Origin of the sequence: Acinetobacter sp. Leaf130, assembly GCF_001423205.1 — a bacterium.
GTDB lineage: Bacteria > Pseudomonadota > Gammaproteobacteria > Pseudomonadales > Moraxellaceae > Acinetobacter > Acinetobacter calcoaceticus.
On record NZ_LMOE01000005.1, the window covers coordinates 406,074 to 421,837 of the forward strand.

The 15,764-nt window shown below is 38.2% G+C and carries 13 protein-coding genes; 7 read left to right on the top strand and 6 right to left on the bottom strand.

Annotation, left to right across the window (positions count from 1 at the left end; all coding sequences use genetic code 11):
* Positions 1-561: 561 nt before the first annotated feature.
* Positions 562-1,062, bottom strand: coding sequence for a hypothetical protein (locus ASF86_RS20090; RefSeq protein WP_056482575.1), 501 nt, complete (start codon positions 1,060-1,062; stop codon positions 562-564).
* A 202-nt stretch (positions 1,063-1,264) separates the two neighbouring features.
* On the opposite strand from ASF86_RS20090, the gene ASF86_RS12495 reads away from it, so the two are divergent.
* From ASF86_RS12495 to ASF86_RS12510, 4 genes are all read left to right on the top strand, one after another.
* Positions 1,265-1,681: a lysozyme inhibitor LprI family protein gene (locus tag ASF86_RS12495; protein ID WP_056482578.1), complete on the top strand. Its 417-nt coding sequence runs from the start codon at positions 1,265-1,267 to the stop codon at positions 1,679-1,681.
* A 109-nt stretch (positions 1,682-1,790) separates the two neighbouring features.
* A complete protein-coding gene (locus ASF86_RS12500; RefSeq protein WP_056482581.1) occupies positions 1,791-3,053 on the top strand; it encodes a putative DNA modification/repair radical SAM protein in 1,263 nt (420 codons plus the stop codon).
* Positions 3,054-3,055: 2 nt separating this feature from the next.
* Positions 3,056-3,853 (top strand): TIGR03915 family putative DNA repair protein, encoded by a 798-nt coding sequence (locus ASF86_RS12505; RefSeq protein ID WP_056482584.1) that lies wholly within the window; start codon positions 3,056-3,058, stop codon positions 3,851-3,853.
* 133 nt (positions 3,854-3,986) lie between these two features.
* Positions 3,987-5,087, top strand: a complete 1,101-nt coding sequence (locus ASF86_RS12510) for an HPP family protein (RefSeq protein ID WP_056482587.1) — start codon at positions 3,987-3,989, stop codon at positions 5,085-5,087.
* A 67-nt stretch (positions 5,088-5,154) separates the two neighbouring features.
* Here the strand turns inward: ASF86_RS12510 and ASF86_RS12515 are convergent, their stop codons facing one another.
* A complete protein-coding gene (locus tag ASF86_RS12515; RefSeq protein WP_004639576.1) occupies positions 5,155-5,409 on the bottom strand; it encodes a PspC domain-containing protein in 255 nt (84 codons plus the stop codon).
* Positions 5,410-5,660: 251 nt separating this feature from the next.
* On the opposite strand from ASF86_RS12515, the gene ASF86_RS12520 reads away from it, so the two are divergent.
* Positions 5,661-6,308 carry a hypothetical protein gene (locus tag ASF86_RS12520; protein ID WP_081407700.1) on the top strand — a complete coding sequence of 216 codons (648 nt, stop codon included), beginning with the start codon at positions 5,661-5,663 and terminating at the stop codon, positions 6,306-6,308.
* Positions 6,309-6,382: 74 nt separating this feature from the next.
* On the opposite strand, the gene ASF86_RS12525 is transcribed toward ASF86_RS12520, so the two are convergent.
* The gene (locus tag ASF86_RS12525; RefSeq protein WP_003653705.1) at positions 6,383-8,206 is read right to left on the bottom strand and encodes an acyl-CoA dehydrogenase C-terminal domain-containing protein; all 1,824 of its coding nucleotides are present in this window, start codon (positions 8,204-8,206) and stop codon (positions 6,383-6,385) included.
* Positions 8,207-8,462: 256 nt separating this feature from the next.
* Between ASF86_RS12525 and ASF86_RS12530 the strand changes: the two genes are divergently transcribed.
* Positions 8,463-10,817, top strand: coding sequence for a hypothetical protein (locus ASF86_RS12530; protein ID WP_056482590.1), 2,355 nt, complete (start codon positions 8,463-8,465; stop codon positions 10,815-10,817).
* Positions 10,818-10,865: 48 nt separating this feature from the next.
* Here ASF86_RS12530 and aroE read toward each other — a convergent pair whose 3' ends face one another.
* The 3 genes from aroE to ribA form a co-directional block, all read right to left on the bottom strand.
* Positions 10,866-11,654 carry a shikimate dehydrogenase gene (gene aroE, locus ASF86_RS12535; protein WP_056482593.1) on the bottom strand — a complete coding sequence of 263 codons (789 nt, stop codon included), beginning with the start codon at positions 11,652-11,654 and terminating at the stop codon, positions 10,866-10,868.
* Between the two features lie 180 nt (positions 11,655-11,834).
* The gene (gene hemF / locus ASF86_RS12540) at positions 11,835-12,785 is read right to left on the bottom strand and encodes an oxygen-dependent coproporphyrinogen oxidase (RefSeq protein ID WP_056482596.1); all 951 of its coding nucleotides are present in this window, start codon (positions 12,783-12,785) and stop codon (positions 11,835-11,837) included.
* A gap of 118 nt (positions 12,786-12,903) precedes the next feature.
* On the bottom strand, positions 12,904-13,515 hold the full coding sequence (gene ribA, locus ASF86_RS12545; RefSeq protein ID WP_017391003.1) for a GTP cyclohydrolase II: 612 nt from the start codon (positions 13,513-13,515) through the stop codon (positions 12,904-12,906).
* 303 nt (positions 13,516-13,818) lie between these two features.
* On the opposite strand from ribA, the gene dxs reads away from it, so the two are divergent.
* Positions 13,819-15,723, top strand: coding sequence for a 1-deoxy-D-xylulose-5-phosphate synthase (gene dxs / locus ASF86_RS12550; RefSeq protein WP_004639565.1), 1,905 nt, complete (start codon positions 13,819-13,821; stop codon positions 15,721-15,723).
* Positions 15,724-15,764 lie beyond the last annotated feature (41 nt).

Here is a 15,764-nt window from a genome sequence, read left to right on the forward strand (position 1 = left end):
AAGTATAAGGATTTTGTGGGGGAGTGGCAAAGGCTAGTTTGGGAATTTCAGATTTGATTGTTTAGCTGCTTTTTTTATAGTTCTGAGTAGTAAAACCCAATATGTAATAGCGAAAATTAAAGAAAAACAACTGAAGAAAAATAAGCCTTCTAATGGCATTAGTTCCCATGGGTCTCGAAAAAAAATTATTAAGATATTTGGAATTAAAAAGCTAAGAAAAATTGCGCTCACAAGAATAGAGAAGAAATTAAGGAAATTGAATTTCAATAAGAATAGTTGTAAAAAATAAACGGGTATAAAAACTAATATGTAATAAATGGCTGCAATAAAGAGTAGTCCGACAGGGGTGTTTAGTAGAATCTCAAAAGAAAAATCTTTATGGATGATTAAAGAACTTAAAAATATGAATAAAGCAACTATGTATAAATAGATTGGTGTCATGATTAGACAATGCCAAATTTGATCTTTATCTGGATCTAAATTTTGAATGAAGATTTTTAAAAAATTAAAAGACATTTTGCACCCTGTAATAAAGGTTTTTGAGAAGATATAAGAGAAATTTTAATCTTGAGATTTTTCTGATTTTTTTATACTTCTGAGCAGTAATATCCAATATGTAATAGCGAAAATCACAGAAAAGTAACTGAAGAAAATGATCATTTCTATTGGGGCGAATTCTAAACACATTAAACTAAGGATTAGCGTAGTCAGTATGATTGCACTAACAATAATTGAGAAAAAATTTATGAAATTATACTTTTGCAAGAAGAGTTGAAATAGATAAGCGGGAACAAATGCGAGTATGTAATAAGTCATTGCAACCATAAAAAGCATCAATGGCATATTCACAGCAGTTTTTAGAATTTCTAAAGTGAACCCTTCATATAGCATCATGGTGAAGATCCATAGAAGCCAAGCAGGTATAAATAAGTAGAGTGGGACTTTTAAAAGACTATATAAAATTTGGCCTTGATTGGGATCTAAATTTTGAATGAAAATTTTAAAATTAGATTTTTTTATATAAATCAATATGAGTTTGATTCTTATAACTATGTATAGCATGAATAAAAGTTAATATATTTGAAAATGCGATCAAATCAAAATGTTTAATTAATATAGTTCTGCTTATAAGGGTTTTATATTCAATGGGCAGTGAGTTCATTCAATGTTTATGTTCTGCTCTTTGAACTTGGATTATAGGCAACCTTTATAGAATTTTTGTTATATTGAAGCATATTAAAAATTATAGAATTGAGAGTAAGTTATGCTGAAATTTTGCTACAAACTCATTGTTTTATCCAGTCTTTTTTGTAGTCCATGGCTATACGCACAAACCGACACTGATGAGCAAGATGAATATAACCAATGTGTTGATCAGACGATTAAAGAAATGAAGCTTGAAAGCATTAACAACATGGTCGTGCATAGCTGTTCTGAACAAGCTAAAAAGACTTATGAAGAAAAAATTGTTGCTTTGATTGATCAAATTCGTACACAAAGCGAAGAATATCAACAGCCAGAGCGTTACCAAGATATTTTAAAATCTCAGCGACTTTGGAAAGCTTATGTAGATCAGGAATGTAGTAATGCAGGCTCATACATCGGCTCACCGATGTATTCATATTGCCCAATGCAAGAGTATGCAGCGCGTGTAAAACAACTAGAAGAATACGTTAATTAAGACAGATTATTTTAGACGTCACCTCATGACGCTTAGCGTACTTCACTAGATTAAATTTAAGAATGCAAAATGATATTTTTTAAACGATGCCATAAATGAGTCGTTTGATATGTCTGATCGCATTCGGGAAAAACTCCAAATTCTTGCTGATGCTGCTAAATATGATGTGTCTTGTTCATCAAGTGGCAGCGACCGTAAAAATAAAGATAAAGGTTTGGGAGATGCAAGTCATTCAGGTATTTGCCATAGCTATACCGAAGATGGCCGCTGTGTATCTCTCTTAAAAATTCTATTTAGCAACGTATGTATTTTTGACTGCGCTTATTGCGTTTCACGTCGTTCTAATGACGTTCAACGTGCAGCATTTACGGTGCAAGAGGTGGTGGACTTAACCATTAATTTTTATCGACGTAATTATATTGAAGGCTTATTTTTAAGTTCAGGTATTTTTAAATCGGCCGACCATATAATGGAGCGTATGCTTCAAGTCGTGAAGAAGTTGCGCCTTGAAGAAAACTTTAATGGCTATATTCACCTAAAAACCATTCCGGGAGCATCGCCTGAACTGATTCATGAAGCAGGTTTATATGCTGACCGTATGAGTATTAATTTAGAGATGCCGACTGAAATTGGGCTAAAGACTTTTGCACCAGAAAAATCTCATCAGGAAGTGCAAAAAGATTTAGGGTTAGTACGTGACAGACTTATTCAGCTTAAGGATGAGCGACAAATTATTAAGCATGTACCGAAATATGTGCCAGCAGGGCAGACCACGCAAATGGTAGTGGGTGCTCATCAAGAGTCAGACCAAGATGTCTTGTTTATGGCAGATAAGCACTATAAAGAATTTAAGCTCAAACGGGTCTATTTTTCGGGTTACATTCCCATTAATACCGAAAATAATTACTTGCCAGCAGTCGGTTCCGCACCGCCGTTACTTCGGGAAAACCGACTCTATCAGAGTGATTGGCTGATGCGTTTTTATGGTTTTCAGGTCAATGAAATCGTCAATGAGAAATTCCCAAACTTAGATTTGGATGTAGACCCGAAATTAAGTTGGGCTTTAAGGCATCCTGAGCAGTTTCCAGTAGATCTAAACCGTGCAGATTATCAAATGATTTTGCGTGTACCTGGCATTGGGGTGAAATCGGCTAAGAAAATTGTTCAGGCTCGTCGCTTTGGCAAAATCCACATCGATTTACTTAAAAAGTTAGGTGTCGCCTATCAGCGAGCAAAATTCTTTATCCACTGTGAAGACAGTCCAAAATTCCAAAAAGAATTATCTTCAAGCTTTATCCGACAGCAGATTTTAACGCAGGGTTCATCGAAATATGTGCAGCAGCTTTCGCCCCAATTAAGCCTTGGGTTTTAGCGATGTTTAATGATGAAGTCGCTTACTATTTTGATGGCTCAATGATTGGGCTACTGAGCTGCGTTTTTCGCGCATTTCAATTTAAAGAATTACAGGTCAGACTCTGTTTGAATAAGGCTGCTCAACATGGTTTATTTGCCGATAAAATTGAGATTTCAAATAACGAGCAACATGCCGAACGTGTGTGGTCCGCGCTGCAAAAAAAGCTTTCTTCGTCTTCTTTAAGGCAATTTTATTTTGCTTATTTATCTGAGTCTTTAGATGCCTATCAGCATTTATTTAATTACTGTATTTACGTTTTTACTAGTCACTCATCGATAGAAAAAGATTATTCGCACCCAAGTGTTTTAGCAATTTCGCAGTGGACGAAAAAGGTCGGGCGAGAGAAGCATCGGATGGAAGCTTTTATTCGTTTTAAGAAAACCAAAGATGAGCTTTTTTTAAGTTTGGTTCGGCCTGATTTTAATGTTTTACCGCTCATTCAGCCGCATTTTAAACGGCGTTATCAAGATCAGCGTTGGCTCATTTATGATGAAAAACGTAAGCTTGGACTTTATTATGATTTAAAAGAAATACATGAAGTTTCGCTCAAAGCTTCTGAGGTTGACCGTAATTTAAATAACGGAAGGAGCCAAAGCTTTCAGCTGGATTTAGATGAGCAAGAAATCTTATATGACCAGCTTTGGAAAGATTATTTTAAGAGCGTGAACATTACGGAACGTCAGAATATAAAACTTCATGTGCAATATTTGCCGAAACGCTACTGGCGTTATTTAAATGAAAAATTGATTGAATATTAAAGTTTTAAAATAACAAAAGATGGTTCAACAGAGTTTCTTATCTTTGAAAGATATAATTTAAATGCACTTTATGTGGCTTTGGGCGTATACTTTTGCCCGTTATAAATGACGGCATATCCCCCAAAGGTGTACTGTGAGTGTTATACAGCGAGAATGGTTACAGATTTTAAAACCAAATTTTAAGGTTTTGCCTTTAAAAGAACGGTTGCTTTGCGGTATTGGAGCACTGTGTGGTTTAGCAATTTCTTCCTTAATTAGCTGGTATGTTTTAGGTGGAATTAATGCCTGGTACATTGCACCCATGGGAGCTTCATCTGTTCTCTTATTTGCTGTGCCAACCAGTCCATTGGCTCAACCATGGAATGTGATTGTTGGTAACACGCTAGCCGGAATTATTGGGGTTGCCTGTGCACAGTGGATTCCTGATTTAACCACTGCTTTTAGTGTAGCAGTAGGCTTTGCCATATTCTTAATGATGACCACTGACTCTTTGCATCCACCAAGTGGTGCAGTCGCGATTACGGCTGTGTTAGGTGGTGCTGCAATTCATAAATTAGGCTTTTATTTTATTTTTTATCCGGTTCTGCTCAACTCGTTACTTTTACTCGGTTTCGCCGTCTTTTTTAACCGTTTCATTGGAAGACATTATCCAGTTACCGCACGTCTCAATGAGCGTAGTAAAGATCCAACACCGACTCAAAAAGTATCGATTCAACCGAAAGATATTGAGTACGCTTTAGAGCACCACACTGAATTGCTAGATATTAGCCAATACGATTTAGAAAAAATTATTTTAGATGCACAAGAACATGCCAACGAACGCATAGTCAATCAATATACCTGTCAGGATATTATGAGCCGTGATGTGATTAAGCTGCATGAAGATGATGATATTCATCAGGCGCTGGATAAGTTCAAGCATATTAACCTTATGAGCTTACCGGTGGTAAATGCTGACAATCATCTAGTAGGAACTTTAGCTTTATATGAAGTTGTGGAATGGTTTAAAGGAGCAGCAGACCCAAGAAACTCTTGGCAGCATTATGTGAAACAAATTATGAGTCATAGAGTGGTGACAGTATTGCCAACACAGCCTATTCAAGATCTTGTGCCTTATTTTGTCGAAAAATCTTTTAATTATATTCCAGTAGTCGAAGAGCGGAAGTTAATCGGAATGATCAGCCGCGCAGATATGATTGCTGCTTTACAACAACAGTTAAACCGTAAAATATAATCTAAAAAAACAGAGCAAAAAAAAGCTACGGTTGATTAGGGGATGCAACCGTAGCGACCAAAATTAATTAACGTGTTTGCTCTTCATGTACAGTTCGGACGGATTGTCGATAGCCTTCAATATGTTCTGGCTGTTTTTTCGGAATAACTAACCACAAAACCAGATAAACTAAGATTCCGGGAAAGGCCGCACTCATAATTGAAATCACAACAAAAATAATGCGTAGTAAAGTTACGTTCCAACCAAAACGTTCAGCAATACCACCCATTACACCGGCGATCATGCTATGTCGGTTCGAGCGATATAAACCAGAACTGGCCATCTAATTCTCCTTAAAAATAAAAAGTTACAAGGAATTGCTTATTCTCTTGCTTAATAAAAATATGGAGACGAAATAACGGTTTTAAAGTCTTCTAAAAAGTAAAATGGTTAAAATATGTAAAGGATTGGAATGAAGGAAACTAACATCAACTAAAATGCACCCTTTCAGGGCTTAAAGGTTTATGGCAGCAATGGGCTCGTGCCTGAAATGAATATAAACATGGTTGTTGCTGTTATCTGTGAATAATGTATATGTTTTTGAAGCGGTCTAGGTTTTTAGTTAAGCATTTGGTTGTAGGGACTATGATGTGCCTGACACTTAGTGCTTGCGACATAAACCATACCAACTCCAAAGATCACTCTAGTCTAAGTTCTAGTTCTACCGATGAAGAAAATTTAATAAAAAATAGTACATCTACAAAAACATTAGATTATGTGGCGGGACGTACTTTTCTACCTGAAGAAAATTTAGATCAAACCAAAAAATTAAGTGGAATTTCACTGCAATATGTAGGGCGATATCACACCCGAATTTCATGTAAGGATGCTTTTGCCGATTGTGAATCTGGAGAAGCAGAGTACATTTTAAATTTATTGCCCAATGGATCGGCTTATTGGAATGTTATTCATTTTGGTCGCGTGGGAAGTAAGGATGGAGCCAAGAGTACTGCTGTAAATCAGTTATGTCCTGATTTAAATTGGAAAGTAGATGAAAGAGAGGATGAGTTAACCATTCACTGTCCTTTATCTAAAGTTAATTTTTATTTTAAGACTGATTCAAGAAAAAGATTGATTATGAATCTGGAAAAATTGTTTTATAGCGACTACGGTAAAAACCGTGAGTTTTTGGAACAAAACTATTTTGTTCCAAAGCAAGCTTATGTTCTGACTAAAGAATAAATATTAAATTTTTACTTGAATAAAAAAGAGCGCAATATGAATTGCGCTCTTTTCATTTCACGATTTAAAAATCATTAGTAGTCGAAGCTAAAGTGTTCAACTGGTAATGATGTTAATGTGCGAGAGGTTGTCACCATTGACTCGGCGTGACCTTGAGTGCGAGGTAACATACGGTCAAAGTAGAAGTCCGCAACTTTGATTTTTGCTTTATAGAATTCAGGCGTTTCTGCACCATCACCTGCTTCAAGTTTCTCAGAAGCAATGACTGCTTGTTGCGCCCAGAAGTAAGCCATCATCACGTAACCTGAGAACATCAAGAAATCTACAGAAGCAGAAGATACGATGTCACGGTCTTTACGTGCAGCAAGCATGATACGAACAGTTAAAGTGTTCCACTGAGCACAAAGCTTAGTTAAATCCCAAGCAAAACGACGTAAGTATTTATTACGTGCGTGTGCAGCACAGAATTTTAAGATTTCAGCAGTGTAGTCACGAACCACTTTACCTTTTGAGCTAAGCAATACTTTACGACCAATCAAGTCAAGTGCTTGAATGCCTGTTGTACCTTCGTATAGCGTTGAGATACGAGCATCACGAGCGATTTGTTCCATGCCCCATTCTTTGATGTAGCCATGACCGCCGTAAACTTGCATACCGTTGTTTGCAGCTTCTAAACCAAGTTCAGTCAAGAAACCTTTCAAAATTGGTGTGTAGAAACCAAGTTTATCATCGTAGTCTTCGTAAGCAGCTTGGTCGCCACGTGTTAATGCATCTGTCATTTTGTCTGCAAGCTTTGCAGCATGATAGATCATTGAACGGCCACCTTCAGCAATTGCTTTTTGAGTCAACAACAGGCGACGTACGTCAGCATGATGAATGATGGCATCTGCAACTCTTTCAGGTTCTTTTTTACCAGAAAGTGCACGCATAGACATACGATCTTTCGCATAAGGTAATGCACCTTGGAACGATAACTCAGCATGCGCAATACCTTGAACAGCAGTACCAATACGTGCTGTATTCATGAAGGTAAACATTGCATGTAAACCTTTGTTGACTTCACCGATTAAATAACCAGTGGCATTATCAAAGTTTAGTACAGCAGTTGCAGAAGCACGGATCCCCATTTTGTGTTCGATTGAACCACAGGTCACTGCATTACGTTCACCGATACCACTATCAGCAGTTGGGATAAACTTAGGTACGATAAATAATGAAATACCACGAGTACCAGCAGGCGCATCTGGAAGACGTGCAAGTACGATGTGAATAATATTTTCAGTTAAATCATGTTCACCGGCAGAAATGAAGATTTTTGTACCAGAGATTTTATAAGTGCCATCTGCTTGAGGTTCAGCTTTAGTTTTAACTTGTCCCAAGTCGGTACCACATTGAGGTTCGGTTAAGCACATTGTGCCGCTCCAAGTTCCTTCAACAAGTTTAGGCATATATGTTTGTTTTTGCTCATCGGTACCGAATTGCAAAATGGTGTTCATACAACCCGAACTTAAGCCAGGGTACATCGTAAATGACCAGTTTGCAGTACCCATCATTTCTGATTTGATGAGGTTTAAAGACATTGGTAGGCCTTGACCACCAAATTCTTCTGGATAAGAAAGACCTTGCCAACCACCCATAACGAACTGGTCGTAAGCTTCTTTAAAGCCTTTAGGTGTAGTTACTTCGCCGTTGTCAAAATGGCAACCTTCTTCATCGCCAGACTGGTTAAGTGGCGATAATACGTTTTCACAATAATCTGCCGCACCTTCAAGAATCATATCAACGGTATCTGGATCTGCATTTTCACCATTTGATAAAGTTTTGTAGTGAGCAGGGTAATCTAATACTTCATTCATTAAGAAGCGAATATCGTGTAGCGGGGCTTTATATGCTGGCATGGCTTTAATCCTAATTTTGAATCATTGTGGGATTATCTGAATCGATGATTTGATTATTCACTCGCATGATAAAAATACAATGATAATCACATCCGAAAGAAATGTCAGAAAAGCGAATTTTGTCGAAAATAAATACACCTGAAAATACATTTTCTGCTACATTCAGGACTTATACTTTTATGTGAAAAAACAACTATTTTTTTATTTTTAGCAAGTTTTGCTAAAAAGATAAAGCGATAAGGTTTTAAAAAAGGTTATGCATTTAAAATATCTCAGTTTATGTTTATTTAGTTTGGGTTTGACCGCATGTGCGCAGCATAGCCTACGTCCATCAGTGGCATCTGCTCATTTAGATCAAAAAGTCATTCAGGGTATGAATGCAATGTATGAATACCCAAGCTATGACTACCGCGGGCATTTTAAAGTTAATGTTGATTCAAATCAGCCCAACAAAATAAGCACTGTAGAGAAGAGTGCTCAACTTGATGCTGAAGTGCAAAAAAAAGTAGATCAATATTTACGTGAACAAAAAATTAATTTGAATAAAAAACAGAAGCAGGCGCTTTATGCCGCAATTGCAAATGAGCAATCTGTTTCAGGTGTATCTGGCGAATCACGTTCAGAAAAAGTAAATGCCGTATTAATCAATTTATTAAATGATCTCCAATTTAGTTACGATGGTTCAGTTCATTATCGTCAAAAAATGGGGTCTTTCAACCTCACTGCAAGATATGAAAAACCGACTTTGCTCGTGCAGGCAAAATTGCCAATGGTGCTTGATCTAAAGGATTATAAATTTTACGTTAATTATTTCGGATTAATGCCTTATTTAGTGAATAAAGATAATCAAAACAACTTAGCCTATGTCGATTTTTCGAAATATAAAGATCTGTTTACGAACGTCGATATGAAGAAGTTCGTTGAATATGCGAAGGCTTCTGGCGCCGTGTCTTATCGTTTGGCTGATCCGCAAAATTTACAACGTTTACCAATTACAGACGCTGACCGTAAAGCGGGAATTGTAGAAAAAATTCGTTTAAAAGATACGGTTGAAGAGTTGCTACTGCAAGTCGATCTATATGGTCAAGTCAATGAAAAATACCTGCAAAAAAGTGTTTTGGGATTTGATGACCAAAAGATTGCTGAATCTATAGCAATCGAGCTTGCCGCTTCTGAAGCTAAGAAAAAGTCGGGTGGTGCTGAGGGGCAGAAGGTTTCTTCTGATGATGCAGCAGCGGTTAGCCAACAACTTTACTCACTCATTAACGCTCATTTTGGCGGTACATTGGCTTCTGAGGAAGGCGATGAAGAACAATCAAGTGCAGCTCAAGAAGCAACGGCAGCAGCAGATGAGGCTTCTGCTTCAGGCCAAGATGAGGATGCTGCTGATGTTGCGGTAGGGGATGCCGAACAAACTACCCAAGATGAAGACGGCCCAACCCTTACAGAAGAACAATGTGTTGAATTACAGACCCTTAAGAAACCAGTAGTTTTAGGGGATATTAATTACTGTCAAATATATGGTGTTGATGTTCTTGATCAAAGCGTAGAGAGTACCCAAAAAACTCAGATTAAGTCTCGTCAAGCTGCTTTAAAACAAACTTTTGCTGCTTATGATCAGAACCAGTTTGTGAATGATGAAGCATTCAAAGCTTTATGGATAAAGCATAAAGCAGAGATCGAACAAGCTTTACCAAAACAAAGAAATCCAATTACGATTGATGTTGGACTCGATGAAAAAGGCCGTGCAGTCAACGTAGATTACGATATTGCATATACACCAGCTGAATTTAACCATCGCTTTAATATTAAAGCAGACATGCAAATTCTAAATTATGGTAAAGCAACCTCAATTAATCAGCAGCAACTTAAACAAGCTAAATCAGTTGCAGAGGCAAGCAAAGGTTCTTTATTTGAAAACTTCGTAAAAGGTTTTAGTGAAAAACTTGGGCAGAGTGATGTTTCTGAACATCCAGTTGGCTCACATAGCGATGTACAAGATTTAGATTCGAATCTGGCGCTGTTGGCTAACCAAACTTATGATGCAACACGTGCCTATGACAAAACGTATAAGGCTGTGTTTATTGCAAAATTGACTGCCGAAAAACCGTCATATATTAATTATTATTCAGTTCAACAGTTGCAAGAAATTGCCGAAGTTTATGCTTATTGGTTCTCTGAAGAAGAAACCTATAATCCTCAAGGTAAGGCTTTAGAGCGTATCGAGGCATTGCAGAAAAAGCATCATCTTGAACAAGAAGACCAGTTTGATAATGATTTAGGCCGTGCTGTAGACCATATTGTGATTACAACAATGCAAGGTAAGGCAGGGCGTGAAGCATGGCAAAAATTACAGAAACAATATAAGCAGCCTGAGCAGCTTTTCTCGAAACAATATCAATTAGAATTTGAACAACAAAATGGTGCTTCTGCTGAAGAAAAACCATTGTTATCACAAACTGCTGATATTCTAGGTAAGGCTTATGTCGCTGCACGTAAACAGCAACTTACGGAAAAAACAATTCAGAATTTAAAACCTGAACATAATGAATTTATTGATTATGAGATTTTCCGAGACGTTTATCAGCAAATGGTTACGACCAAAAAATAATAAATGAATTAAAAAAGAACCTACATCATGTAGGTTCTTTTTTTATATTTATAGAAAATCTTTTAATTCAGGTCTTACGCCATTCCAGATAGAAAAGGATTCAATAGCCTGACCCACTAACATCCCAAAACCTTCAGAAGAGGGCACATTACGTTGTTTAGCTTGTTCAAGGAAGCTAGATGGTTTGCCATATGCCATTTCATAGGCATGTTCGAATTGTAAATTTTCAGGAAGCTGTAGAGCATCGCCTGAAAGGCTTGCAGAAGTCGCATTAATTACAATATCAAACTTGCCTTCTAGCTCATTTATAGAAATTGCTTCTAATTGAGCTTGCGGGACTGCTACTTTTAGGTCATCTACAAGTTGTTCGGCACGAGCTAGAGTACGGTTTGCAATCACAATCTTTTTTGCGCCAGCCTGAACTAGAGGGTAAATAACACCACGAGTTGCACCACCAGCCCCTAAAATTAAAATAGTCGTATTTTCTAGGTTCCAATCTAAAGCTTGAATCGCGGCAACCAAGCCTTGGCCATCAGTATTATCGCCGTGCAATTTGCCATTTTCCATCCATAACGTATTAACTGCTTTTGCAATCTGAGCACGCTCGGTTAGCACATCGCACAAAGCGAAAGCCTGTTCTTTAAACGGCACAGTAACGTTCATGCCACTTCCGCCATTTGCAAAGAAACTACGCATACTCGGCTCAAAACCATCAAGAGGGGCAAGACGTTTTTGATAGTCGAGGTCAACACCTGTTTTTTGAGCGAAAGCATGATGCAATTCAGGAGAGCGTGATTGTTCGATTGGGTTGCCAATTACTGCAAACTGTTTGGTCATTCTTATTTCCAAAATTTTAAAATGGCGTGAAGCAGTTAAAAACATGTGCTGAATATTCAGCAGGCCTCACTATAAGCCAAATTGGAATAAGAAAAAATATTTGAATGAGGTTCAGAAAAGTGAAAATAAAAAAGGAGATTCTCTAGGGTGGAAGCCAAAGAATCTCCAAAAAGCAAAAAATTAAGCGACTTTTTCTTTTAGATTTAACCAGTCACGTGGTTTTAGGTAATAGTCAGTTAAACGTTTCTCTTGAGAGTCTTCATCCCATTCTGGACGATACGACCAACTTGCAAGGTTAGGGAGGCTGACTAAAATAGATTCGATACGTCCGCCTGTTTGTAAACCAAACAATGTTCCGCGGTCATAGACTAAGTTGTATTCGACATATCTGCCGCGACGGTAAAGCTGAAACTCTCGTTGTGCTTCGGTATAAGGTTGTTCACGGTGTTTTTCAAAAATTGGCAGAATGGCATTTAAATAGCCATTACCTACTGCTTGAATATATTTAAAGCAAGTTTCGAAATCCCAGCCATTTAGATCATCAAAAAATAAGCCACCGACACCACGTTGCTCATCGCGATGTTTTAAATAGAAGTAATCGTCACACCATTTTTTATGTTCAGCATAGACATTGTCACCAAAAGGCTGACACAGGTCGTAAGCGGCTTGATGCCAATCGATAACATCTTGCTCATCTGGATAGAACGGTGTTAAGTCAAAACCACCGCCAAACCACCAAATTGGATCTTGTCCTTCAGGCTCTGCAACGAATAAACGTACATTGGCATGAGAAGTTGGAATATTGGGGTTTCTAGGATGAATTACTAATGACACACCAAGGGCTTGTGCTTTAGCACCAGCAATTTGAGGGTGTCTTTCTGTAGCTGAAGCAGGGAGTTTACTAATGTTGATGTGAGAAAACATCACACCACCTTTTTCAATCACTGTACCATTTTGCAAAACTCGTGAACGACCACCGCCACCTTCAGGACGCTCCCAATCATCAATAATAAATTCACTCGTACCGCCGCCAGCTTTTTCTTGTTGTTCTAAACCAGCACATATACGGGCTTGTAAATCGAGGAGAAATTCGCGGACACGTTGAATATCTGTTGAAGTCGGATGTTGCATAGTGACCCTCAAAGATGATTGAGATAGGAGATAGATACATCAAAGCACAAAACCATAAAAAAAGTAAGGGATTTTTAAGAAATGTCTCAAAAATCCCTTGCGATTGCTTTTTAAATATTTATTTTTTTAAAAAATCATCTTTTTGATAAAGGTGATCCATACGTTCACGTTTGGTTTTTAAATATTGTTCATTAAAAGGGTTGCGTCCAACCGTTAATGGAACGCGGTCAACCACATTAATTCCTTGATCTTTGAGTGCCTGAATTTTCAAAGGATTGTTGGTAATTAATTTAACTTCTTTCACTGCTAAGTGATCGAGCATAATGCTACACATGTCATAACGACGTGCATCGGCAGGTAAATTTAAAAGTAAATTAGCATCTACTGTGTCATGACCCTGATCTTGTAAGGCATAGGCGCGAATTTTATTTGTAAGCCCAATACCACGGCCTTCTTGACGTAAATATAAAATAACGCCTTGACCTGCTTCGTTGATGAGCTTTTGAGTTGCCTGCAATTGAGGACCACAGTCGCATTTTAATGATGCAAAAGCATCACCTGTTAAACATTCTGAATGTACACGAACCAAAACAGGGCCTGTAGGTGGATTTTCTAACCCTTTAGAAAGTGCCACATGTTCTTCACCTGATACTGGATCTTGAAACACAGAAATATTGAATTCACCAAAAGCGGTCGGGAGTTTTGATGTTGCAATGAACTCTATAGGCACAGATTAACTCATCTTTTAACCGAAAACGGTTTAAAGTATAGCGTAATGCTGGGAGATTGGTCGAATTGTCATAATCATTTTGCACACTAAGGTTTTCTTTTTTGTATAAAGATGACGATAATAGTTGATAAATAGTCAGATTATTCAGGATAATCTGCCAACCATACCCATGATGTATGAGAGATTGCTTTGCATGACCTCGTTCGCAAATGTGGCTGATTGAAGGTGACTTCATTCGATTGTATGATCGACCCATTTTGACCCAGCTTAGGATTTGCCAGGCTTATAAAGGCTTTGCCACATATGTTGTATACCGAAATTCCAACTCAACGCCCTGTTACGCCATTGTTAGATGCAATTGATCATCCTCAACAATTACGTCAGCTCGAGCATAGCCAATTGGTTCAAGTGGCTGATGAGTTGCGTCAATATATTTTATATGCAGCAGGCCAGAGTGGTGGCCATTTCGGTGCTAATCTCGGCGTGGTTGAGCTGACGGTTGCGCTGCATTATTGCTTTAATACTCCAAATGACCGATTAGTTTGGGATGTAGGACATCAGGCCTATCCGCACAAAGTCCTGACAGGTCGTCGTGAACAAATGACGACGATTCGTTCTAAAAATGGTTTAGCGGCATTCCCAGCTAGAGAAGAATCAGTTTTCGATACATTCGGCGTAGGGCATTCATCAACAGCAATTTCGGCTGGTTTAGGAATGTCATTAGCACGTCGTTATCAAAACGACCCATGTGAAGTGGTTTGTATTGTAGGTGATGGTGCAATGACAGCGGGTATGGCATTTGAAGCCATGAACGATGCTGTTGCACATAATGCCGATTTAATTGTTGTGCTCAATGACAATGACATGTCAATTTCTTGTAGTACAGGTGGTTTTGCTAAACATTTGGCTGCAATTTGGGAAAAAGGCCATTTAGTTAACGTTAATGAAGATGGCGAAGCGTATATACAGCCACATCCAAAATGGACTTATAACTCTCGTTTGCATCAATCAGCAACAGATGCGGCCGATAATTTATTTAAAGCAATTGGTTTTGATTACTTTGGTCCATTTGATGGCCATGACGTAAATCAACTGGCCCAAGTATTTAATGCTCTGAAGAAGCGTAAAGGTCCACGTTTAGTACACGTCTATACTAAAAAAGGTAAAGGTTTCACTCCAGCAGAAGCGGATCCGATTACCTATCATGCAATTAGCAAAATTAATGCAACTTCAGCAGGTAAAACACCACCTAAATATTCTGATGTATTTGGTCAGTGGTTATGTGATGAAGCGGCGCAAGATGAGCGTCTACTCGCGATTACACCTGCGATGTGTGAAGGCTCAGGCATGGTTCAGTTTGCTAAAGAATTTCCACAGAGATTCTTTGATGTTGCGATTGCTGAACAGCATGCTGTAACACTTGCAGCAGGAATGGCTTGTGAAGGCTTAAAACCTGTTGTTGCAATTTATTCGACGTTCTTGCAGCGGGGTTACGATCAGTTTATTCATGATGTTGCATTACAAAATCTTGATGTGACTTTCGGGATTGATCGTGCTGGTTTGGTTGGTGAAGATGGTCCAACTCATGCAGGTGCATATGATTATGCATACATGCGTACAGTTCCAAACATAGTCATCATGGCACCAAAAGACGAAAATGAATGTCGTCAGATGCTTCATACAGCCTATGTCTATAATGGACCAGCTGCGGTACGTTACCCACGTGGTGCTGGTGTAGGTGTGGAAATTCAGCAAGAGTTGACCACTATTGAATTAGGAAAAGCTGAAATCGTTGCTGAAATAAAAACTAGCTGTGAAGAGCAGATTACAATTTTGGCATTTGGCAGCAGAGTGATGGTTGCTATAGAAGCTGCTGAACAATTTGCACAAAAACATGATGTGGGCGTGCGTGTTGTAAATATGAGGTTTGTGAAACCGCTTGATGAAAAAATGATTCGTGATTTGGCTGAAAATACTCATTTATTTGTCACAGTTGAAGAGCATGCCGTTATGGGTGGTGCAGGTAGCGCTGTCAATGAGTTTATGGCGCAAGAACAAATTGTGAAACCTATCATTAATTTAGGCTTGCCAGATTTGTTCCTACAACAGGCTTCACACGGACAAATGCTACAAGACTGCGGGTTGGATGCTAAAGGTATTTTGAGCTCAATTGAGAGAGTTTGGCTTAAGCTCAATCAGGTGGTTTAGGCCTCCAATAAAATTTTTGAAACATTTTCCCCCTAAAAGCG

Coding starts and splice junctions, on each gene's coding strand:
- ASF86_RS20090 (WP_056482575.1), bottom strand. CDS start 1,062: ATGCTATACATAGTTATAAGAATCAAACTCATATTGATTTATATAAAA.
- ASF86_RS12495 (WP_056482578.1), top strand. CDS start 1,265: ATGCTGAAATTTTGCTACAAACTCATTGTTTTATCCAGTCTTTTTTGT.
- ASF86_RS12500 (WP_056482581.1), top strand. CDS start 1,791: ATGTCTGATCGCATTCGGGAAAAACTCCAAATTCTTGCTGATGCTGCT.
- ASF86_RS12505 (WP_056482584.1), top strand. CDS start 3,056: ATGTTTAATGATGAAGTCGCTTACTATTTTGATGGCTCAATGATTGGG.
- ASF86_RS12515 (WP_004639576.1), bottom strand. CDS start 5,409: ATGGCCAGTTCTGGTTTATATCGCTCGAACCGACATAGCATGATCGCC.
- ASF86_RS12520 (WP_081407700.1), top strand. CDS start 5,661: ATGTTTTTGAAGCGGTCTAGGTTTTTAGTTAAGCATTTGGTTGTAGGG.
- ASF86_RS12525 (WP_003653705.1), bottom strand. CDS start 8,206: ATGCCAGCATATAAAGCCCCGCTACACGATATTCGCTTCTTAATGAAT.
- ASF86_RS12530 (WP_056482590.1), top strand. CDS start 8,463: ATGCATTTAAAATATCTCAGTTTATGTTTATTTAGTTTGGGTTTGACC.
- aroE (WP_056482593.1), bottom strand. CDS start 11,654: ATGACCAAACAGTTTGCAGTAATTGGCAACCCAATCGAACAATCACGC.
- hemF (WP_056482596.1), bottom strand. CDS start 12,785: ATGCAACATCCGACTTCAACAGATATTCAACGTGTCCGCGAATTTCTC.
- dxs (WP_004639565.1), top strand. CDS start 13,819: ATGTTGTATACCGAAATTCCAACTCAACGCCCTGTTACGCCATTGTTA.